Source organism: Aquimarina acroporae (genome assembly GCF_023195925.1).
GTDB lineage: Bacteria > Bacteroidota > Bacteroidia > Flavobacteriales > Flavobacteriaceae > Aquimarina > Aquimarina acroporae.
In genome coordinates this window covers 476,763-499,687 of sequence record NZ_JALPRE010000007.1, presented here as the reverse complement: position 1 = coordinate 499,687, position 22,925 = coordinate 476,763, and the positions used below count along the sequence as shown (strand labels likewise).

General features: G+C 34.4%; 20 protein-coding genes. 6 read left to right on the top strand and 14 right to left on the bottom strand.

From position 1 onward, the window contains the following. The first annotated feature begins 113 nt into the window (after window positions 1–113). The gene (locus M0D21_RS13405) at window positions 114–1,403 is read left to right on the top strand and encodes a serine hydrolase domain-containing protein (RefSeq protein WP_248330322.1); all 1,290 of its coding nucleotides are present in this window, start codon (window positions 114–116) and stop codon (window positions 1,401–1,403) included. A gap of 6 nt (window positions 1,404–1,409) precedes the next feature. On the opposite strand, the gene M0D21_RS13400 is transcribed toward M0D21_RS13405, so the two are convergent. From M0D21_RS13400 to surE, 5 genes are all read right to left on the bottom strand, one after another. Then, window positions 1,410–3,464 (bottom strand): ComEC/Rec2 family competence protein, encoded by a 2,055-nt coding sequence (locus tag M0D21_RS13400; protein ID WP_248330320.1) that lies wholly within the window; start codon window positions 3,462–3,464, stop codon window positions 1,410–1,412. A 116-nt stretch (window positions 3,465–3,580) separates the two neighbouring features. Beyond that, window positions 3,581–4,096, bottom strand: coding sequence for a C40 family peptidase (locus M0D21_RS13395; protein WP_248330318.1), 516 nt, complete (start codon window positions 4,094–4,096; stop codon window positions 3,581–3,583). Between the two features lie 7 nt (window positions 4,097–4,103). Next, window positions 4,104–5,216 (bottom strand): lipid-A-disaccharide synthase, encoded by a 1,113-nt coding sequence (lpxB, locus tag M0D21_RS13390; protein ID WP_248330316.1) that lies wholly within the window; start codon window positions 5,214–5,216, stop codon window positions 4,104–4,106. A 40-nt stretch (window positions 5,217–5,256) separates the two neighbouring features. Then, the gene (locus M0D21_RS13385) at window positions 5,257–5,553 is read right to left on the bottom strand and encodes a hypothetical protein (RefSeq protein ID WP_248330314.1); all 297 of its coding nucleotides are present in this window, start codon (window positions 5,551–5,553) and stop codon (window positions 5,257–5,259) included. Next, on the bottom strand, window positions 5,546–6,328 hold the full coding sequence (surE, locus tag M0D21_RS13380) for a 5'/3'-nucleotidase SurE (protein WP_248330311.1): 783 nt from the start codon (window positions 6,326–6,328) through the stop codon (window positions 5,546–5,548). The genes M0D21_RS13385 and surE overlap by 8 nt, the downstream gene beginning before the upstream one ends. A gap of 173 nt (window positions 6,329–6,501) precedes the next feature. Between surE and M0D21_RS13375 the strand changes: the two genes are divergently transcribed. Further along, window positions 6,502–8,637, top strand: coding sequence for a carboxy terminal-processing peptidase (locus M0D21_RS13375; RefSeq protein WP_248330309.1), 2,136 nt, complete (start codon window positions 6,502–6,504; stop codon window positions 8,635–8,637). A gap of 6 nt (window positions 8,638–8,643) precedes the next feature. Then, window positions 8,644–9,756 (top strand): ABC transporter permease, encoded by a 1,113-nt coding sequence (locus M0D21_RS13370; RefSeq protein ID WP_248330307.1) that lies wholly within the window; start codon window positions 8,644–8,646, stop codon window positions 9,754–9,756. A gap of 65 nt (window positions 9,757–9,821) precedes the next feature. On the opposite strand, the gene M0D21_RS13365 is transcribed toward M0D21_RS13370, so the two are convergent. Both M0D21_RS13365 and M0D21_RS13360 read right to left on the bottom strand, forming a co-directional pair. Next, window positions 9,822–10,013, bottom strand: coding sequence for a hypothetical protein (locus M0D21_RS13365; RefSeq protein WP_248330305.1), 192 nt, complete (start codon window positions 10,011–10,013; stop codon window positions 9,822–9,824). A 35-nt stretch (window positions 10,014–10,048) separates the two neighbouring features. Then, a complete protein-coding gene (locus M0D21_RS13360; RefSeq protein ID WP_248330303.1) occupies window positions 10,049–11,641 on the bottom strand; it encodes a vitamin K epoxide reductase family protein in 1,593 nt (530 codons plus the stop codon). Window positions 11,642–11,830: 189 nt separating this feature from the next. Between M0D21_RS13360 and M0D21_RS13355 the strand changes: the two genes are divergently transcribed. Continuing rightward, window positions 11,831–12,631, top strand: coding sequence for a DNA/RNA non-specific endonuclease (locus M0D21_RS13355; protein WP_248330301.1), 801 nt, complete (start codon window positions 11,831–11,833; stop codon window positions 12,629–12,631). Between the two features lie 3 nt (window positions 12,632–12,634). Here M0D21_RS13355 and rodA read toward each other — a convergent pair whose 3' ends face one another. The 6 genes from rodA to purH form a co-directional block, all read right to left on the bottom strand. After that, window positions 12,635–13,888 carry a rod shape-determining protein RodA gene (rodA, locus tag M0D21_RS13350; RefSeq protein ID WP_248330299.1) on the bottom strand — a complete coding sequence of 418 codons (1,254 nt, stop codon included), beginning with the start codon at window positions 13,886–13,888 and terminating at the stop codon, window positions 12,635–12,637. Continuing rightward, window positions 13,888–15,759 (bottom strand): penicillin-binding protein 2, encoded by a 1,872-nt coding sequence (mrdA, locus tag M0D21_RS13345; RefSeq protein ID WP_248330297.1) that lies wholly within the window; start codon window positions 15,757–15,759, stop codon window positions 13,888–13,890. The genes rodA and mrdA overlap by 1 nt, the downstream gene beginning before the upstream one ends. Next, window positions 15,756–16,262 (bottom strand): rod shape-determining protein MreD, encoded by a 507-nt coding sequence (gene mreD, locus M0D21_RS13340; RefSeq protein WP_248330295.1) that lies wholly within the window; start codon window positions 16,260–16,262, stop codon window positions 15,756–15,758. The genes mrdA and mreD overlap by 4 nt, the downstream gene beginning before the upstream one ends. Further along, on the bottom strand, window positions 16,255–17,079 hold the full coding sequence (mreC, locus tag M0D21_RS13335; RefSeq protein WP_248330293.1) for a rod shape-determining protein MreC: 825 nt from the start codon (window positions 17,077–17,079) through the stop codon (window positions 16,255–16,257). Before mreC ends, mreD begins: the two co-directional genes overlap by 8 nt. Before the next feature lie 127 nt (window positions 17,080–17,206). Continuing rightward, on the bottom strand, window positions 17,207–18,235 hold the full coding sequence (locus M0D21_RS13330; protein WP_248330291.1) for a rod shape-determining protein: 1,029 nt from the start codon (window positions 18,233–18,235) through the stop codon (window positions 17,207–17,209). Between the two features lie 43 nt (window positions 18,236–18,278). Continuing rightward, complete coding sequence (purH, locus tag M0D21_RS13325) at window positions 18,279–19,811, bottom strand: bifunctional phosphoribosylaminoimidazolecarboxamide formyltransferase/IMP cyclohydrolase (RefSeq protein WP_248330289.1); 1,533 nt, start codon at window positions 19,809–19,811, stop codon at window positions 18,279–18,281. A 151-nt stretch (window positions 19,812–19,962) separates the two neighbouring features. Here purH and M0D21_RS13320 point away from each other — a divergent pair, with 151 nt between their 5' ends. Beyond that, entirely contained in the window at window positions 19,963–21,216 is a 1,254-nt protein-coding gene (locus tag M0D21_RS13320; RefSeq protein ID WP_248330287.1) for an ABC transporter permease, read from the top strand. Window positions 21,217–21,452: 236 nt separating this feature from the next. Next, entirely contained in the window at window positions 21,453–21,995 is a 543-nt protein-coding gene (locus M0D21_RS13315) for a DUF4287 domain-containing protein (RefSeq protein WP_248330285.1), read from the top strand. A gap of 256 nt (window positions 21,996–22,251) precedes the next feature. Here M0D21_RS13315 and M0D21_RS13310 read toward each other — a convergent pair whose 3' ends face one another. Further along, the gene (locus M0D21_RS13310; RefSeq protein WP_248330283.1) at window positions 22,252–22,527 is read right to left on the bottom strand and encodes a hypothetical protein; all 276 of its coding nucleotides are present in this window, start codon (window positions 22,525–22,527) and stop codon (window positions 22,252–22,254) included. Window positions 22,528–22,925: the final 398 nt, after the last annotated feature.

Below are 22,925 nucleotides of genomic sequence, written 5' to 3'. Positions count from 1 at the left end.
TACGTGAACCTAAATACCTCGTAGTGCGAAAAAAAGTGTTAAAAAATGCATTTCAAAGGATTTTTTGTTACTTTTGTCGATATTTTTAAAACTTTACGAGCACAAACCTACTTATGAAAAAACTCATAGCAATTGCTACCCCCACTTTGCTTTTAGTTGTTTTGTTTCTGATTTGTATTTCAGCGAAACAACCAGAATTGCCCGAACAACCTCAAGCGGTTTTATTACCCCAGCCTTCACCTATAGAAGATTTCTATGTTCCAGATTCGTTTAAAGAACGTTTAATGGATTCTATTCAAGCGTATTTTAATAATGCTGTACGAAAGAATCAAATCGTAGGAGCTTCTGTAGCCATCGTAAAATGTGATTCTATTATTTATGCAGATGGTTTTGGAAGTAAAAATAGCAGACTTAAAAATAAGGTTGATAAAGAAACTGTATTTCGTATAGGTTCTGTATCCAAAGGATTTGCAGGTATATTAGCAGGAATCCATGTGCAGCAAGGACTGATTAGTTGGAAAGATAGAGTTATAGATCATATTCCAAATTTTAGACTTGCTAGTAAAAAACAAACAAACGAAGTAACGTTATCTCACATACTATCTCATACTTCAGGACTGCCATATCACAGTTTTACCAATTTGGTTGAAAGTGGTATGCCTCTTGAAACAATTGCAGGCCGTTTTAACCAAGTGCTACCTCTTCAAAAGCCTGGTAGTATTTACAATTACCAAAATGCCGTTTTTGCATTAAGTGGAGAAATTATGGAGCGTATTCATGGAAAACCGCTTAAAGACATAATTCAGGATAAAATCTTTGATCCGCTAAATATGGAAACTGCTTCTGCGAGTTATGAAGAGCTAGAAAAATCTGGTAATGTTGCTCAACCGCACCGTCCTATTCGAAGAGGTTGGAGACCGGTGAAATACAATAAAAAATATTATAGTGCTGTTGCAGCTGGAGGAATTAATGCTAGCGTGGTAGATATGGGTAAGTGGATGAAGTTTTTACTTGGGAATAACCCAGAAGTCTTAATGCCAAAGTTTATGCAGGAAGTATTTAGTCCTAAAATTCAAGTTGGTGGTAGAAGAAATTATTATCAGAGATGGAAGGGATATGAAAGTTCTCATTATGCTTTAGGATGGCGAGTGCATAATTTTGTAGATAATAAAACACAAGTGCCTTACAAAGTGATACATCACGGAGGTACAGTGAATAATTTCAGAAGTGAGATCGCTTTGTTTCCTCATGATGATCTCGGTATTTGTGTACTCTTTAATAGTCCAAATAAAATGGCTAGAAATTGTATTCCTGAGATTTATAAAATGATTCAGGATATCTTAGAAAATCCACTTCCAGAAAAGGAAAATTCCTTTATACAGGAATCTTTGGTGATGTTATAAAGATAATTATCTTAATATAAATGCTCCCTTTTTGTCTGTGCGATGAAAAGGGATTTTTTGTTTCTTACAACTTATTTCCCATCTATTTAAGAAAGTCTTGTAATTACTACCGTCAGCTATAATTTGATTTGGTTTTAAATCCTTAATGACTCTTTCCAAATGCACTTTAGGAGAGTTTGATAATAACAAGATGTCTACACCAGTTGAATCTACTTTATATGTAGTACTGTCTAAAATAAGTATTGTCTTTCCTTTATAGTTATAAATTGTGCCCAATCGCTCTATGCCAATTAACTTTGCATGATGTTGCATTTTATAATTACTAAATAGAAAAGATTGCGTTTTTTTAGCTAAATCGGTGGTGCTATACACTTTTAATTTTTGATGCTTCAGTATGCTTAAGGTCGTGTTTCTATGGTTGTGATAGATTACAAATTCTTCATTGTTATAAGTGCTTTGTTGTTCATATATCATGACACTTATAATAGTGATGATACTAGCGATTAAGGCGTAGAGTCTTTTTCGTGTGAACTTTTGAAATGTAATTACTAGTATAATAAGCAAAACGTAAGAGAGGATTAGCATATTCAAAGAAAATGGAATTTCGGTAATAAAAAATTTATCTTTTGCAGCTACCCAAGCCACCACAGTATTTATAAAGTCTATTGCATAGCCAAAAATAATCGCAATAAAACCTGGTAACATATCTATACCGACAAGGGTAATTACAAGTATTCCAAACCCTAATATTACTCCTAAAAAAGGAATGATGATAAGGTTAGAAATAAAAAAGAGTAAAGGAAATTGATGAAAATAAAACAAAGTAAGAGGTAGTAATCCCAGTTGAGCAGTTAAAGTCACAGTAAATGTTTCCCAAATTTTATGGGCTATATAATATTTGGGAGAATACATGGTAACTAGAATAGGTTGCATCCAAACAATAGCAAAAACAGCAAGGTAGCTAAGCTGAAATCCAACAGAAAAGACTAGTAAAGGTTGAAAGCAGAGCAAAATGAACATAGAAGTAAATAATGAGTTATAGATGCTACTTCGAGTTCCAATTTGTAAGCCTATGGCAAGAAAAGAAAACATAGTCACTGCTCTTAGAACCGATGGTGATAATCCCGCAACTATAGCGAACCCCCACAGTAGTGTAATAGATAGAGTCAACTTTATCGTTTTTCCTAATTTTCCAAGGTTTGTGAGTGGTTTTAGAATAAGATTGATGATGTGTAAGATAATACCCACATGTAACCCCGAAACTGCCAAAATGTGTATTGCTCCAGCATCTCTATATTGAGCAAAGGTATCTGAATCTATATCCTGTTTTTGACCCAGAAGCAATGCATTCATAACTGCAAGCTGTTTTTGAGTAAAAGTATATCGAGAGAGTTTTGAGTTTATTAGCTGCCTGAATTGATCGGAAATGCGATAGATAGATGGTATTGATTTCTGATAATGAATGAGTGTAGAGGCAGGAGTAGTAATTTTGTGATAGACATATTCCCGTTTTAGGTGGAGCGCATAATCAAATTGATCAAGGTTCATAGGTTTGGGAATTGGTTTTATCACTGCTTTGGAGGTGTATACATCACCTATGGTAAATATCTTTTGAACACTATCTTTTGGAATTTGTAGTAACAACTTTCCAAAAACACTATTTTCTTCAACATGATGTATTGAAACGATATATTTTTGATAGTATGATGTTGGTTTTAATCTTTTTTGAATACTAAAATGCAGGAGAACAGGTTTTTGATCTAGTTTTTCTATCGTGATGATATTCGAATAATGAGATGGTCTTAAGGTAGGATCATGTACCTTAGTAAGAGTAACTCCAAATAATAGGAATACTATAATCATACTTATCGTAAACCCAATGCTTTTATTAAATATTTGGTTTGCACGCCTTAGAAAAAAACCAAGAACACAAATTGAACACAGTAAACCTCCTAAAAGCGCATATCGATCTACCAGAAAATAGTCGCTAATGCAAATACCTATAACCGTGCAAAGGGTAATAATGATAAAAGGTACGTTGATAAACTTTGTTTGAGCCACTATTTAAGTTTTACATAGGTGAACTATGCAATTATAGTAGATCACAGTTTCATTTTTTAAAACTCAGTTTTTCGTAAAAGCTTGATGTAATAAATTGTGACGCTTAATGTGTGTTTTTAAAGAACCCTTCTTGCGCTAGTAAAGGCCTTGTTCCAGTAGGTTTCATTTAAACTCGATACAATTACTCCACGAGAAGTAGATGCATGAATAAATTTTATAGCTCCTTTTGTTTCAACGACTAGGCCTACATGAGAAATTACATTTTTTCGTTTATTGGTTTTAAAAAATAGTAAATCCCCAACAGCAACTTTTTTTAAAGAAACTGGTTTCCCTTGTGTTGCCATAGTTTTTGATGTACGAGGTAGAATCACATTTTCCCTTTTGAAAGAAGTATAAATAAGTCCAGAGCAATCCATCCCCTTTTTGGTGGTACCACCATATTTGTATTTTGTACCGCTAAAAGTTTTTGCGTGTGCAATAATGCTCTTAATCTTTTTATTAGTAGGGTTGCTATATGATTTAGTTTTTTTAGTAGGACTAGAAATTACAGCTCTTTTTTTTGAAGAACCTCCACAAGAAGTGATTAAAAAACTTAAAAGAATTGGTAGAATATAGGGAGTAATTTTTTTCATTTGGGGCTTAGGTTAACGATTCTACAATAAGTCGGGCTGCTTTTTGATTAGCTCCTTTTCCTCCCAATTCTTTTTCGAGATCATAATAATCAAGAAACATCACTGCCCTTTTATATTTATCGATAATTTGAGAGAGCTCTTCTTTTAATCTTTCGGTATTAAAATCTCCTTGAATTAACTCTGTAACAACGGGTTTATCCATTATGAGATTAACTAGAGAGATATACTCAAGATTAATAATTCTTTTGGCAATATGGTAAGAGATGGTACTTCCTTTATAACAAACCACTTGAGGCACTTTAAACAACGCGGTTTCAAGAGTTGCAGTTCCAGAGGTAACCAATGCAGCACTGCTTAAGCTTAACAAATCGTAGGTTTGATTCATTACTAAACGCACGCCTTCTTTTTTGATAAATGGGGTGTAAAAGGCGGCTTCTTGACTTGGAGCTCCTGCAATGATAAATTGATATTCTGGGAAATCATCTACCACGGTAAGCATTACCTCCAACATTTTTCGAATTTCTTGTTTTCTGCTGCCTGGTAGAATAGCAATTATAGGTCTGTCATCCAAGTTATGTTGTTTTTTAAATAGCTCAGGAGCAATTTGCTCGTGATCTGCTATGGCATCAATTAGAGGATGACCCACAAAATGAACAGGAAAATCATGTTTGTTTTCATAAAACTCTTTTACAAACGGAAGAACCACATACATATAATCAACATAAGCTTTAATGGTTTTGATTCGACCTTCACGAGATGCCCAAATTTGCGGACTTATGTAATAATGTGTGGTGTATCCATTAATTTTTGCCCATTTAGCTATTGGTAGATTAAATCCCGAATTATCGATTAGAATTACAAGGTCTGGATCAAATTTTTTTATATCCTTTTTACAGAATCTGATGAAACCAAGTATTTTGGGTAGATTTAAAAGAATTTCGATAAACCCCATAAAAGAACGTTCTTTGTAGTGCTTCACCAGTGTTCCACCAACGCTTTGCATAAGATCTCCTCCCCAAAATCTAAATTCGGCTTCGGGATCTTCAATTCGAATTGCTTTCATTAAGTTTGCACCATGTAAATCACCAGATGCCTCTCCTGCTATTAGATAATATTTCATCTGCTTATTTCGTCAAAGGGGTAAAGATTATAATCATAGGTTAACCAAATTTACTAATTGCTATACAAATTGCTGCAATAAGCGTTGCAAGAAGTACGCCACGAGCTTTATAAATGTTATTTTTCTTGATAAATGAAAAGAAAACAAACAAGTTCGGAATTGCTCCAAGAACAATGAGGCTTCCAAAAGAGTCGTTTTTTATAGAAGCTTCTATGGTTTCAGAAAAACTTAAATTCTGAGAAGCAATTGCAGAAAAAATAAAAACGCAAATTATGAATCCAATGCAATTTACTATAAGACCTATAAGTAGGCCTATGGCTATTTCTTTTTTAATCATGAAGAGACCAATTGTTTAATTCTTGTATATAGTGATGTGCGGTAAGATCAAACTGTGTGGGAACTACAGAAACATATCCGTTACGTAATGCCCATTCATCTGTATCCTCGCCCTTATCTTCGTTTATAAATTTTCCTGAGAGCCAGTAATATTGTCTTCCCATAGGGTTTGTTCTTTTGTCAAATTCTTCTACCCAATGAGCGTTAGCTTGACGACAAATTTTGATGCCTTTGATTTCATCTTCAGGCAATCTTGGAACGTTCACATTAAGCACAATTCCTTTTGGGAGTCCGTTTTTAAGTACATTTTTTACTATAGTTCTTACGTACTTTTTGGAAGGTTCAAAATTGGCATCCATTCCATAATCACATAATGAAAATCCAATGGCAGGAATACCTTCTATACCGGCCTCTACAGCAGCACTCATCGTACCAGAATAAATAACATTTATCGCAGAGTTTGATCCATGATTAATACCACTAACACATAGATCGGGCATTCTGTCAAGTATCTGGCGTGATGCCATTTTAACACAATCTGCAGGAGTTCCCGAGCAGCTATATTCTTTTTGCGGTGCGTTTTTGTCAACGACTATAGGGTCGCAATACAAAGTACTGTTAACTGTGATGGCATGACCCATTCCACTCTGTGGGCTGTCAGGGGCAACAACAAAAACATCTCCAATCTCATTCATCACACTTATCAAAGCGCGAATGCCAGGGGCCGTAATTCCGTCGTCATTGGTTACCAGAATAAGAGGTTTTTTTTGGGTCATAGTGCTGTATTTTTGTGATCGTAAAAATACACTTTTTTTGTACGAAAAATCAGATATGAAAAGAGTAACAGATAATATTAGTTCATTTAAGAAAAATTTAGTATTATTACCTGTTATTGGCACGATTTTTAATGTATTTTGCCTAGAAAACCCCTAAATTTTATTTTAAGCGTATGAAAAAGAGTTTTTTGATTTTGATGCTTACCGTGATCGTTTCTGCGGCTTCTTGCAGTTTTACTACCAAAGTTGAGAATGACCCCGATAAGGATAAGTTACTAATTGATTTAATTAGTTATGTGTTAGGAAAAGGGCATTATGATGCAAAAGATATCAATGATGATTTCTCCAGGGAGGTTTTTTCAGATTATGTAGATGCTTTAGATCCTTTGAAACGTTATTTCTACCAAAGTGATATCGAAGAGTTTAAAAAGTATGAAGAACTTATCGATGATGAAATTAGAAATAAGGAAATCACCTTTTTTAATTTAACTTATAGACGTTTGCAACAGAGAATGACTGAAGCTAGAACGCTATATCAGGATATTCTAAGTACACCTTTCAATTTTGATAAGGATGAAAAGATTAATACTGAATATGAAAAGCTACCTTATGCCAAGGATAAAAAAGAGATGAGAGATCGTTGGAGATTGCAGCTTAAATTTAATGCGCTTTCAAGTTATTACGATAAGGTAGAAGAACAAATAGACTCTTTAACAGAGAATAAAAGCTATGAGAGAAAAACTTCTATGGCTTTAGAAGAAGAAGCAAGAGATATTACAAAGTCATCTCTACAAGAATATTTTGAATTTGCAGATGATCTAGAGAGAAAAGATTGGTTTTCTATATATATCAATTCAATCGTTGAAGAATTTGATCCGCACACATATTACTTTGCACCTCAGGATAAGGATAGATTCGATATCGCGATGTCTGGTAAATTAGAAGGAATAGGAGCAAGACTTCAAAAGAAAAATGACAATGTAAAGATTATAGAAATTATTTCTGGTGGCCCAGCTTGGAGAGGTAATAAAGTCGAAGTTGGGGACTTTATCATGAAAGTGAAGCAGGAAGAAGAAGAGGAGCCTGTAAGCATTGTAGGAATGCGATTGGATGACGCGGTTGGCTTAATTAAAGGACCTAAAGGAACTAAGGTTATACTTACCGTTAAAAAGGTAGATGGAAGAACAGAGATCGTTGAAATTGTAAGAGATGTAGTTGAGCTAGAAGAAACCTATGCAAAATCTTCAGTAATTAAGAAGAATGACAAAACATTTGGAGTAATTAATCTTCCAAAATTTTATTTCAACATGCAGGATTACAATCAAAGAAATGCTGCAAAAGATGTGAAACAGGAAATCGTTCGTTTGAAAGAACAAGATATGGATGGTTTAGTTGTTGATCTTAGAGATAATGGAGGAGGATCATTACAAACTGTAGTTGATATTGCTGGATTGTTTATAGAAAAAGGACCTATCGTTCAAGTAAGAACGAAGGGAGAGACCCCAGAAGTACTTAGTGATAAGGATAGAAATATTTTATGGGATGGTCCTTTAGTAATATTGGTTAATGAATTATCTGCTTCGGCTTCTGAGATTTTGGCGGCTGCTATGCAAGACTATAAAAGAGCAATTATCATAGGAAGTAAACAGACCTATGGTAAAGGTACGGTGCAAAACGTAATGGATCTTAATCGCTGGATGAGAAGTAATGATTTTGGTGACCTAGGAGCTCTAAAACTTACAACGCAAAAGTTTTATAGAGTAAATGGAGGTTCTACTCAATTAGAAGGAGTAAAGAGTGATGTTGTCGTACCAGACCGTTATAGCTATATTGATATAGGAGAAAAAGATCAGGAAAATCCTCTTCCTTGGGATAAAATTGCAGCAGCAGATTACAAACTTTGGGATGGATATATAGATTTCGATCAAACCATTGCCAATAGTAAAGATAGAATGTCTAAAAACGATCAATTAAAATTAATTGATGAAAACGCAAAATGGGTAAGGCAAAAAAGAGATGTAAACGTGTATTCTCTTAAATACGATAAGTATAAAGCAAATATTGAGCAAAATGAGCAGCAAGCAAAACGTTTTGATGCTATAAATGATTATACTACGAATCTTACTTTTGAATCGCTTCCCTATGAGAAGGAATTAATTAAAAAGGATACAATTTTAGCTGAGAAAAGAAAAAGATGGCATCAAAGTCTTAGCAAAGATGTATATGTTGAAGAAGCGATTAGTGTGCTAGAGGATATGAAAATAAATAATATTAGAAGATCTAAAAATCCTCTCTCGCTGAAGAATTAAGCATTAATGCCAGATATAAAATCAAACTCTTTAAGTAAAATAGCGCTCCGAAAATTCAAGAAGAATTTTTGGGGCGTTTTGAGTTTTTATTTTATTGTTTTGTGTGCTTTTATAGCTGTTTTTGCATATTTACTAGCTCCAGATAACTCTCAAAATGCAAACCAGATGCATTTGTCTATTCACTCTAAACCTCCAGGGTTCAAGGTGAAAATGCTTATTATCCCTTCTCAGGATACTTCAGATCGATCTGGGTTGGCCAAGTTCTTTTTTGGAGTAAAAAACACCGATAGTGAAATTCCAATAGATAACTATGACCTAGTAGAAAATGGCGTAAAAATTTATCCATATAGTGAAGGAGAGGTTGTTGGTATTTCTAAACAAATATCTTTAGAGAATTTTCCCAAAGGTTTAAATATAAAACAAGTAGAAAAGGAATTTATACAGACCAAAACTTTCATTTTAGGAACCGATAAATATGGAAGAGATTTGTTAAGTAGAATGCTAGTTGGGATTCGAATTTCTTTTTCTATTGGGTTTGTGGCGGTATTAATTTCTTTGCTTTTGGGAATCACTTTGGGAGCTATTGCAGGTTATTTTGGAGGGAAGGTAGATGCGCTCATCATGTGGTTAATAAACGTTACTTGGTCCATTCCTACCTTGTTATTGGTGATAGCAATTACTTTGGCGCTAGGGAAAGGATTTTGGCAAGTGTTTATTGCAGTGGGACTAACGATGTGGGTAGAAGTAGCCAGAGTGGTTAGAGGGCAAGTTTTGAGTGTGAAACAAATGCAATATGTTACCGCGGCCAAAGCATTAGGATATACTCATTTTAGAATTATCACCAAGCATGTGTTGCCAAATAGTTTAGCGCCAGTTATTGTAATTGCAGCGGCAAATTTTGCATCCGCGATTTTGATAGAAAGTGGACTTAGTTTTTTAGGAATTGGAGCGCAACCACCCATACCCAGTTGGGGAGCAATGATTAAAGACCACTATTCTTATATTATACTTGGTAAGGCGTACCTGGCAATTATTCCTGGGCTTGGCATCATGAGTTTGGTAATGGCTTTTATGCTTATAGGGAATGCTTTGAGAGATGCATTGGATGTAAAAGGGTAGTTAGCTGTAAAAATCAAAAGCTCCTTTAAGTGATCACTTAAAGGAACTTTATGAGTTTTAATTTTTTAGCAAGAAACCGTACTACAGTTGTAGAACGGATCTCCGGCAATTTCAGGATATCGTTCAATCCACCAGCCTTGAGAGCGAGGTCCGCAACAAAACTCAAATACGGTAGGCATACGGCCTCCTGTGATAAAACGTTGTTGGTTCTTTTTGAGTTCTTGGGCGCCGTTTACATTTAGAATTTTTGTTAACATAATACTTATTTTTAGGTTAGAGTATACATTATTATCTATGGCATTGCGACGGCTTGTGTTTGCTCAGAAATTTCATCAGTATAATTTTCAAGTAAGATACTTATGAAATAGAAAAATTCATGATAACTATATTTTTTGGGGTATAAAGATTGATTAACTAGTGATGCGGGGGTATACATCAGATTATTGGTTTTTGCCCAACTAGATTGTTCGTTTAGTATTTGGATATATTTAGGATTAGTAGAAGATTGTCCGAATTTTTTTATCCAGTTGGTATAGGTTCTATCTTCAAACCAGGTGCTGTAGGCATTTATAAATTCTTCTTGTCCTTGATCATGATAAATCTCAAAAAGACGTAAGCCTATTTGGTTAACTTCGGTAGAAGGGTCTTCCAGATTAAGATTTAACCTAATTACAATTTGTAGATTGCTTCCCATTGCCTTTATGACTTTTGCATATGCATTAAAAGCATCCTTACAATATCCACACATAGGATTGGTAAGGCTTATAATTTTAAAGGTCGAATTGGGATTTCCTAATACAATTTCATTGTCAATGGTTCTATTATCTAGTATTTTTTCAGAAATACTTAATAAATAACTAAATATTTCACTGTCTCTTTTGAATTGATTCAATCTAAGATTCTCTGTTCTGTAGGTTTTATTTTCTTTTATTCTTTCTTTAATAAATAGATACGACAGAGCAAATACAGTGGTAATTAATAAAAAACCAGGAATCAGTGACGCCTCAAAAGTAAACGAAAAACTCCTTATTGCGATTATGGTGGTAGCAATTGATACCACACTAATGGCAAGGCAAATAGCGCACCACTTTTTAATAATAAAAGCCTGAGAGTATAATGAATAAATCACAAAAGGAACACCAATAAGAGACGGTATCAAAAGTACACTTTGAAACCCATAAAATATTTGATACAAGAGAAGAGATCCAAAAAATAAAACTCCTGCATCAGCTAGAGATAAGTTCTTAAATAGTTTACCACTTGCGTTGTTTATCACATCACCACAATTCGAATTTCCTACAGAAGTACAAAATTGATGGATGGCTTGCGATTGAAATCCTAAACTTTCTCGTAAAGCAAAAAAACTAAATATAGCACCAGCTAAAGAAGTTGTTAAAAATAAAACTTGAGCAACACTCCAAGATCTATCTATAAATATAAATACGAGGCTTATTCCTAAAGCAAATAGTAATAAGTTTTGAAGAAAAGATTGGTTTGAGGTTAGTTTTTGTGTCTCATTATATTCTACAGCAATTACTTTTGGTTCCCAAATAGTTTTAAATTCATCAAGGGTATATTTATGCTGTTTTAGACTAGACTGTTTAATACGTATAACATCATTCTTTTTCTTTACCGAGACGATCTCTTCACCTTTTTCAGTTTTTACTAATGATATGAAACTATTGGGGAGTTGGTCAAGTGCTTCCAGAGGGACTTCAACAGCAATATTATCTATGTCAAAATAATCTAGAGTATCTGTTATCGATTGAAAACTTGGGTAGTTTGGGTGTATCTGAAGCTGAAGTTCTAAATCCTTTTTATTATAGTCCCGTATTTTATTCTGGATTAAAACGTGCTCAACAATTTTTACGATTTTATGTTCCATTGGGTCTTAAGATGAATTGTGGTGAGTATTGAGTGTAAATAGTACATTAAAAATAGGAAAGTTTTTATGATTATTACAATTTTTACTGGGGTTCCTGTTATGAGTTAACATTATAATGTGTAGAAAATAAAGAATAGTTACCCATAATATTTCATTATTTTTGCGATTCATTTTACGAAACTTAGAATTTTGAATAGAAAATATATTTATCCGGCATTAATTATTCTAGTCACCATTGGCTTTTATTACTTCGAGGAAAATTTTGATGGAAGCAATACTACTTCTGAAGAAGTGCATGATGATACGAAGATGAACTTTTATTACTTGCCAACCTCCACAACGGGTTCAGTGATTACACATAATCACTATACTTTGTCTTATGCTGAAAAACATGAGCAGGCAGAATGGGTAGCTTATCATCTAAAAAGAGAACATTTATCCGATAATGAGTTTAAGCGTCCGTATTTTCAGAAAGATCGAAAAGTAGGATCAACATCTGCCGATTGGCGTAATTATAGAAAATCTGGTTATGATCGTGGTCACCTTTGCCCTGCAGGAGATCGCAGGTTTGATTACGACGCGTTTGAAGAAACATTTAAAACGTCTAATATAAGTCCGCAGAACCATAAGTTTAATAGTGGTATTTGGAATGAGCTTGAAAAAAAAGTAAGGTATTGGGCAAAAAAGTATAATGGTGTTTATGTAGTAACAGGAGGTGTATTATCTGATGATTTGAAATCTATTGGCTACGAAGCGGTTTCGGTTCCCAAGTACTTCTATAAAATAGTGTATGATCATTCTTCAGACGACCCAAAAATGATTGCTTTTCTAATGCCTCACGAGGATTCAGATAAATCTTTGAAAGAATTTGTCGTTTCGACTGATGAGATTGAAAAATTAACAGGGATTGATTTTTTTCCAAAATTAGACGACGCTATAGAAGATAGGTTAGAAGCATCTTCTAGTACAAGTGGTTGGAGATTTTGGTAAGAATTACCATTCATTCACTCGATTGGCATCAAGCTTTATAAAAATAAATAATAGAATAGTAAAGCCCCATAATCCTGAACCTCCATAACTAAAAAATGGAAGAGGGATACCAATGGTTGGTATTAATCCTGTTACCATTCCAATGTTGATAGCAAAATGAATAAAGAGAATACCCACAACGCTGTATCCATATACCCTGCTAAACTGGTTTTTTTGTCGCTCTGCTAGATGAATGAGTCGCAACAGGAGTAAAACAAAAAGAGTAATAATTAAAGCAGCTCCTAGAAATCCCCATTCTTCGCCAACTGTACTAAAAATATAATCTGTAGATTGCTCAGGAACAAACCCTCCTTTGGTTTGGGTTCCTTCTTTCCAGCCTTTCCCGGTCCAACTACCACTACCGATAGCTATTTGACTTTGATTCGTGTTATATCCAATTCCTTTAGAGTCGACTTCTTTTCCTAATACAATGTTGAACCTGTCTCTGTGACGTTGCTCAAAAACATTGTTAAAAATGTAATTTACCGAGAAGCAAAAGGCAGTTATTACCACGAGGGTAAGCAAATATCTGGAGTATTTGGGTTTTTGTTTCCTTTTGCGAATTAGAATAAATATCATAACTGTAGCAATTGCTAGTACCACCCATAAAGGATTAAAAAGCAACGTCAATACAAATAAAACTGCTGCAGAAACCCCAACTATTAAATAAATTGCAGCTAGCCCTTCTCTGTATAAAGGGAAAAAGAAAGCAGCATATACCAACGCACTACCTGGATCTGGTTGAGGGACTATTAGTAATGCAGGAATGGCAATAATTAAGAATGCTCTTACCTGGTACTTCAGATGCTTGATATTGGTCTGCATATCGCTCAAAAACTTAGCTAGTGCCAATGCAGTAGCAGCTTTGGCAAATTCTGATGGTTGTAATCCTACAGGCCCAAAAGCGTACCATGAGGTTGCTCCATTCACGTTTTTTCCTAAAACAAAAAGCCCTAAAAGCGATACAAGTGAGATTATGTAAATAAGGCCCGCAAACCGTTCATAAAATTTGGCTTCTATGGCTTGTATAATTATAATAATGACAATGCTGAAAAGAATCCAGTATCCTTGTTTTATGTATACTTGCGAGAAATCGGTAAGTGAAAAAGCTTCATTTTCATAAGATGCTGAGTAGATGTTACCCCATCCAAATCCGACGAGTAGAACAAATAATAAAACGGTGATCCAATCTATAGCAGCGACACTGGATTTTGCCATTATTGATTTATTTTAAAAGGTTCACCACTATAAGGTTTTGCATATTCTTCTTCAAGACTATGGGTTAGAATCCACTGTTCCAGATCCTTTCTAGAAATATCGTCTCTTAAGTGTTTTTCTATCATTAAAGATGCAATTCTTCCTGCGTATCTTGCTCCCCAATACCCATTTTCTACAAATACTGCCAGTACAATTTTAGGGTTTTCTTTTGGGGCAAAAGCTACAAAAACAGAGTGATCGGTAAGTTGGGTCTTTACACCATCAATTTTGGTATAGTTTTCTGCTGTTCCTGTTTTTCCACAAATATCAATACCTTCTACTTGCAAAAAATTAGCAGTTCCTTTGGTGTATACCTCATGCATTCCTTCAATTACGGGTTCAAAATGTTCTTTATCTATAGTAGTATATTTAGGCTTAGTATAGTTTTCGATTTCTATTGGTTGTCCATCTACAGCTTTGATAATATGTGGCGTAAAATAAAACCCTCTATTGGCAATAGCGGCAGTCATATTGGCTAACTGTATGGGGGTTGCCAATACTTCACCTTGTCCTATAGAATTTGAAATGGTTCCTGTGGCATACCATTTGTATTTCGGGTATTGGTAAACTTTGTTATAGTATTCAGAGTTCGGTACTTTTCCTGGTCTACCTGCAGATAAATCGTTACCCAGATAGTTCCCCAACCCAAAACTTTGAACATGCTTTCTCCATTTGTCTATTCCTTCTTGTGGAGAATCATATTTTTCAATAATTCTTTTGTATACCGTAGCGAAGTATGCATTACAAGAGTTGGCAATACCAGGGATCATACTCAGTGGACTTCGATGATAATGACAACCTAATTTTTGTCCTCTTCTTCCGTAGTAATATCCCATTCTACAAGGTACTGTTTCTTTGGTGTCGATCACATTTTCTTGTAAACCTATAAGGGCATTGATAGTTTTAAAGGGAGATCCAGGAGGGTACTCTCCTTGTAAACCTCTATCGAATAAAGGTTTTGCAATGGTATCATAATATAGCTTTGTAAAATTAGGAGATCTTTTTCTGCCTACTAATAATTCTGGTTTGTAACTCGGTGCAGTAATGAGTGCCAGTATTTCTCCTGTCGATGGTTCTAGAGCAACGATACCGCCGCGTTTATTTTCCATTAGTTTTTGACCATAAGCCTGAAGCTTAGCGTCAAGAGTTATAGTAAGATCTTTCCCGTTAACAGGTAAGGTGTCGAATTTACCATTTTTATACGGACCGATATCTCTGTTAAATCGATCTTTTTGTATTCTCTTTACCCCTTTTATGCCTCGTAACTCTTTTTCATATTGTTTTTCGACACCATCAATACCAATAAGGTCTCCAGAAAGATAGTAGGGGTCTTTTTTTATTAAGGCCTCGTTTACCTCTCCAATATATCCTAAAACATTAGCAGCGTGAATAGTTTGGTAATCTCTAAGAGAACGTTTTTGAATATAAAATCCTTCAAACTTTCTCATTTTTTCCTGAAGATAGGCATATTCGTCTTTGGTGAGCTGTGGGATCACAATCGATGGTACTCTTGGAGAGTATATTCTTGCTCTATCTAATCGTTTAACGAGTTTGTCTTTGGTTATATTAAGTATTGAGCAAAACTCTAAAGTGTCAAATGGTTTTAGTTCCCGAGGAATTACCATAACATCATATGATGGTTGGTTGGTGACTAGCAATCTCCCATTTCGATCATAAATGGCTCCTCTTTGTGGATAATCATAAATTACCTTGATCGCATTGTCTTCAGAAAGTGAAGCAAAAGAGGTGTTGTAAATTTGCAAGTAAAAAAGCCTAGCAATAAAAACAAAACCAGTTGTTACAATGATTAAATATAGGAGTAATTTTCTCATGAATCGTTTCTTCTAAACAATACCAAAACTAGCATAGTGATCACTATAGTGAACAAACTAGAAAATAACGTTTTTTTTGCTATTAATAGTATGTGTGAGAAGTTAAAAATTTCTAGGGAAAAAAGCACAATATGATGCGTTAAAACCATAAGAATTACATATCCTAATTTTTCTCCAAAACTGATGTTGCTCAATTTTACTGTTTGAAACTCATAACTTAATCCAAATACCGATCGTAGTGCTATCGGTCTGAAAAAAGCAATTACCAAACTTGCTGCCGCATGTACTCCTCCGGAGTCTCCAAACATGTCTATGGTGAGTCCTAAAATAAAACTGATAAGAAGAAACAAACTCTTATTAATGTTTATTGGAGCAAGCAGAATAAAAATAATATAGATATAAGGATTAAGATACCCCATAAAATTCACATGATTTAGTACTAAAACCTGCACCAAAATGAGAATAACAAACCGTCCGATATTTGCAACTACTTCTTTATTCATTAGTTGGGGCTTCTATACTTTTAATCTCTTCGAGATCTCTGTTTTTTATGGTATATACGAATCCAATATTGGTCATATCATTAAATAGTTTCACGTCAATTTCGTAGTAGCTTTTGCTTTCATCAAGATTGTAGTTAAGAATAGTGCCTATACCTATACCTCTGGGGAAAATTGTTGATCTACCATGGGTGATAATGGTATCTCCTTCTGTTAATTCGGCTTGTCGAGGTACAGTTTCAAGCTGCACAATATTGGGATCTTTTCCGTTCCAGACTAATGATCCGTATTGATTTGACTTTTTAAGCCCAGCATTAATTCGGGAATTGCTATTTAATATCGAAATCACTCTGCTGTAATTTTTAGATGTGTTTTCTATGATACCTACGATACCTTTGTCTGTAATAACTCCCATGTCAGGTTGTATACTATCGTTCTCTCCTTTATTGATAAGAATATAATTGTCAATCTTACTGTAATCATTTTTGATTACTCTGGCTTTAGTAAAGGTATATGGAGCATTAAAAGATGAGGTATCTATTTTTTGAACAGTTACCGAATCGACTCCCAAAGCGCTAAGTTGATTATACAGTCTTTCGTTTTCTTCTAAAAGTCTTTTGTTTTCAGATTTCAGATTAAAATAGTCACTTATGGAGTTTTGCCAGGTATACATCCCACCGCTAAGAAAGTTAGTAGAACTCACAAACTTGCTTTTGTGATACGAATGTGATTGTATCGTAAAAACAAATGATAATAAAAGCAACAGAAGGAAAAGCAGCGAATGCTTATTTCGTATTAAAAAATTAATAATCTGCTGCATGCTTAGGTGTCGTTATTTGTTTTGTTCAACGTTTATTATGTACCTTAATGAATACTCATAATAAGGTGCCAAAGCAGGATAACGTAAAATCGAAAATTTAGGTATACTAGGAATATGTTTTTTTACACTATTTTATCAATACGCTTTTGTATCTATTCAGATTTTTTAGTGTAATTCCTGTACCTCGTACCACAGCTCTCAAAGGGTCTTCTGCAATATATACTGGTAGATCTGTTTTTTGAGATAATCTTTTGTCTAATCCTCTAAGCATCGATCCTCCTCCAGCAAGATATATACCCGTATTATAAATATCTGCAGCGAGTTCTGGAGGTGTTTGCGATAGTGTTTCCATTACGGCATCTTCAATTCGTAAAATAGATTTATCCAGTGCTTTCGCCATTTCCCTAAAAGAAATCTGTACTTGTTTTGGTTTTCCTGTTAATAAATCCCGTCCTTGTACATTCATTTCTTCTGGTGGAAGTTCAAGGTCTTCGGTAGCAGCACCAATCTGAATTTTTATTTTTTCTGCAGTACGCTCTCCAACATAAAGATTGTGTTGGGTTCGCATATAATAGATGATATCGTTGGTAAATACATCACCTGCAATTTTTACAGATTTGTCGCATACAATACCACCCAAAGCAATTACTGCAATTTCGGTAGTACCTCCACCTATATCTACGATCATGTTTCCTTTGGGCTGCATGATATCTACACCAATACCAATTGCTGCAGCCATTGGTTCATGAATAAGGTATACCTCTTTTCCATTTACACGCTCAGCACTTTCTTTTACCGCGCGCATCTCTACTTCGGTAATTCCAGATGGAATACAGATCACCATACGTAAAGCGGGAGCAAATAGCTTTTTCTTTAATGCAGGGATATCTTTGATAAACATGCTTATCATTTTTTCACTAGCATCAAAATCTGCAATTACTCCATCCTTAAGAGGTCTGATGGTCTTGATGTTTTCGTGGGTTTTTCCTTGCATCATGGCAGCTTCTTTTCCCGCTGCGATAATTTTACCAGACATAATATCTCTAGCTACAATAGATGGGCTATCTACCACTACTTTGTCATTGTGAATTACTAAGGTATTAGCGGTACCTAAGTCTATTGCGATCTCTTCGGTAAAGAAGTCAAAAAATCCCATAAAAATTCGAAAAAGGGGTTAAAATTTCGTAAATGTAATAAAATTAATGTTTAAAATGGCGAGTTCCGGTCATAACCATTGCAATTCCATTTTCGTCACAGTAATCTATACTTAATTGATCTTTGATTGAACCACCAGGTTGAATCACTGCTTTTATTCCTACTTTATCTGCCAATTCTACACAGTCTGGAAACGGGAAAAAAGCATCACTTGCCATTACCGCTCCATTCAAATCAAAGTTAAATGATTTTGCTTTTTCTACAGATTGTTTCAACGCATCTACTCTAGAGGTTTGTCCTGTTCCGCTAGCGAATAATTGTTTATCTTTTGCAAATACTATGGTATTTGATTTGGTATGCTTACAGATTTTCGACGCAAATAAAAGGTCTTCAATTTGTGCAGTTGTTGGTGCTGCCTTGGTTACAGTTGTTAAATCTTCAGTTGCATCAGTCTTTAAATCTTTATCTTGTACCAAAGCACCATTTAAGCATGTACGCACTTGGGTTTGCGGTAGTTCAATGTCTTTCTGTATGAGTAGAATTCTATTTTTCTTTCCTTTCAGGATCTCTAGTGCATCCTCGGTAAAAGAAGGTGCAATTACTACTTCACAAAATAATTTATGTATTTCTTCTGCCGTCGCTTTATCAATTTCAGAGTTACTAATTAAAATGCCTCCAAAAGCAGAAATTGGATCTCCAGCCAATGCGTCTACATATGATTGTAAAACGGTATCTCGTTGAGCAAGACCACAAGCGTTATTGTGTTTTAAAATAGCAAAGGTTGGCGCTTCTCCTTTAAATTCACTCATTAAGTTTACAGCAGCATCTACATCGAGTAGGTTATTATAAGAAAGCTCTTTACCATGTAGTTTGTCAAACATAGCATCAAAATCACCAAAAAAGAATCCTTTTTGATGAGGGTTCTCGCCATAACGTAACGTTTTTCCTTTTGTTTCGCTCACCTTAAGTGCTGCAATTTCCTGATCTCCATTAAAGTAGTTGAAAATAGCTGTGTCATAGTGAGAAGATACATTAAAAGCTTTAGCGGCAAAACGTTTACGATCTGCAAGTGAAATACTTCCGTTTCCTTCAGAAATGATATCCAAAAACTCAGCATAATCATCTACAGAGGCTACACAAGTAACATCGGCAAAGTTTTTGGCAGCTGCTCTAATGAGAGAAATACCGCCAATATCGATTTTTTCAATAATATCTTGTTCTGAAGCTCCCGAAGCTACAGTTTTTTCGAATGGATATAAATCTACGATTACAATATCGATCTGCGGGATTTCATACTGCTCTAATTCGGCAACATCGCTATCATTGTTTTGACGATTTAGAATTCCACCAAATACTTTAGGGTGTAATGTTTTTACACGACCACCCAAAATAGAAGGGTAAGAGGTAATATCTTCTACAGGAACTACATCGATTCCTAAATCTCTTATAAATTTTTCGGTCCCTCCGGTTGAATAAATTGTTACGTTAAGTTCGTCTAATTTTTTTACGATAGGTGCTAATCCGTCTTTACTAAATACAGAAATTAATGCAGATTTCGCCGTTTTTGTGTTGCTCATGGGTAATTTTAGTTAGTAAAACGCAAAAGTAGCAATTTACTTACCAATTAGACAATCAATTATGTATAATTGTTTGCAAGAATTTGTAACAAAATTCTAAGGAAAACGTCCTATCTTTAGATGATTCAAAATTTGACGCAATACATCGCATATGCTAATCTATCTTCGAGTACTTAAAGAGAGTTTTTACTTTGCTGTAAATGCCTTGATCAATAATAAACTTAGAACCTTCTTGTCGTTACTTGGGGTAACAATAGGGATCTTTTCTATTATAGGTGTTTTGGCTGCTGTCGATTCATTAAAACAGGAAATAAAAGGAAGTATAAGTTCACTAGATAATAGTACTATATATTTAATGCGTTTTTCGTTTGGCCCTACCGATGTACCACAATGGAAGAGGGAACAGTTTCCTGATGTAACTTTTGAAGAGTATCAATATATTAAGCGTACGTTGCCCGATGTAAAAGCGGCGGCATTTGCATTAAACGTAGGGCCTGAAACCATAAAATATCAAGACGAAACTGTGAGTAACGTGCAAGTGGCTCCTGTGACCAATGATTATTATGATATTGAAGAATTACAAGTGGTTAATGGTAGGTTTTATAATGAGCAAGAATCACTCTCTGGAGCTCCAGTAATTGTAATGGGTGATGAAATTGCCAATAGTTTATTTGGTAGTGCAGATCCTATAGGTAAAAGAGTACGATTGTATGGGAGAAAATTTACTGTAATTGGGGTGCTGAAAAAGGAAGGTTCTGGATTGTTTGGTGGGTCTAAAGACACTATGGTAATGGTACCTGCAAATTTGGTGCGCCGTATTTATGGGAATAATAACAAAGCTTCTTTCCCAGGTATCGTAATAAAACCAGAATCAGGTATCGATGTACCCGAATTTGTAGCTGCTCTCAAACAAAAACTAAGAGCTTATCGAGGTTTAAAACCAGATGAGATCGATAACTTTTTTATCAATCAATTGCAGGGATTTACAGATTTTATTGATAACATCACCGGGCAAATGAGCGTTATTGGTCTTATTATAAGCGGTTTTTCACTATTAGTTGGGGGATTTGGTATAGCCAATATTATGTTTGTAAGTGTAAAAGAACGAACAAACTTGATAGGAATACAAAAGTCTTTGGGGGCTAAAAACAAATTTATCTTATTTCAATTTCTGTTTGAAGCCGTGATCTTGTCTTTAATAGGAGGGCTTATTGGTCTTATTCTTGTATGGTTGGTCTCGCTATTGGCTTCGCAATTTACCGGTGATTTTGAGTTTATACTCTCACCAATAAATATTTTATTAGGAACTATAGTTTCGTCATTTATAGGTTTGATCTCGGGAATTCTGCCGGCAATTTCAGCTTCTAAACTTGATCCGGTAGAAGCTATCAGAACAGGGATGTAAAACTTGTTTTAGTAACTTACCAAGATTTATAAGCGACTACAAAACCAAGAATGAAGCAACATTTTGTTTTATTGAGACATTAATTATTAAACATTGCAATAATTATGGCAAATGGAATCATTTTTCATAATAAGGAGTTTGTTACAATTTTGTTACATTAGTAGTCAAGGGATATTAATATGATATATTCTTTATCTTCTATCAAAAGTTGTAGTTAATTAAATAATTCATTAGACATGGACAAGGCTTTGCAAACGATGATTGCCAATATGCCCGAAAAAACTGGTAAATCACTAGATGAATGGAAATCTATTCTTAAAGACAAAGCTTTTGCTAAACATTCTGAAGGTGTTAAATACTTGAAGACTGAATTTAATGTATCTCACGGGTTTGCCAATACTATTGTCACGTTGTCTAAAGAGGAAAGTCATGCCCCAGATGATTTAGTAACATTGCAGTATAAGGGCAAAGAAAACTTAATTCCTATCTATAAAGAACTAATTGATTATGTATCGTCTTTGGGTCAGGATGTAACCATTACCCCCAAAAAGGGAAGTGTGAGTGTTATTCGGAAAAGGCAATTTGTTTTAATTAAACCAGCAACCAAAACAAGAATTGATTTAGGATTTAAACTAAAAGATAAACCCACCACAGATAGACTTGAAAATTCGGGGCCATTTGGAACTATGTGTACTCATAGAGTTCGAATTTCTGCAATAGATGAAGTAGACGAAGAATTGAAACGTTGGATTTTTGAAGCTTACCAAAAATCAGTTTAAAAGAGATTTATATAATGTTCATAAAAAACCTCTTCATTATGAAGAGGTTTTTTTTAAGTGTTTTAAATTCAGGGTAATTCTAGGGCTAATTAAATTTTGACAGACTATTTGATTAAAAATAGACGTTGTTTTTTACTCACAATTCAAATATACATTCAAACAGAGTTTTTATTAACTTTAGTACTTTGATTCATTATAAAAACACGATAAAACACGTTTTTTATCGATTAAGTGTAAAAATAAAGAATTTTTGCCATTAATTTAGAAGTTCTTCTTCCTCGTAATTAACCGACTTCTTTAAATCTTGAATGAATATGTATCGGTATGAGTTGTCGTAGGAGATAAAATACTCAATGTTATAAATAGGTTCGTTTTTTGAATTAAGAAACTCATCATGAATGAGGGTGCCGTATTTACTTCTACCACGAACTCGATACGTTTTCTTGGAGTTGTTTAATAAATTATTCTTTTTTAAGATTCCCATGTCTCCTTTAAAGAGAATTTCTTTGTACTTGATGAATAAGTTTTCCATAACATAAAATTTTTTCCTTAGTTGAATTTCTGAAACTTTTTTTAAGCAATGTTATGGGAATCCGTAGGATTTGTAACTTCTATAAAATAAATTAAAATTTACTAGTATTTATCTTTTTAAAAGATGCTATAAACAACAAAAGCTATATTGGGGTGATATAGCTTTTTGTTTATGACGATATGCAAGTTTTGGGGTACTTTATTTTTTTAACGATGTTCTTTTATGTTTCTTTTTAGAGGCAGCCTTTGCTACTTACTTTATGTTTCATAAAATCGATTACTTTATTAACAACTACAGTGTAAAAGTAGCATGCAGAAAATAGAATAAGGGAGTACTGCTGTCGAGACACCATTCGTCTACGACCAAACCTATGTTTTCTTTCGGTGAATGGGAATAGT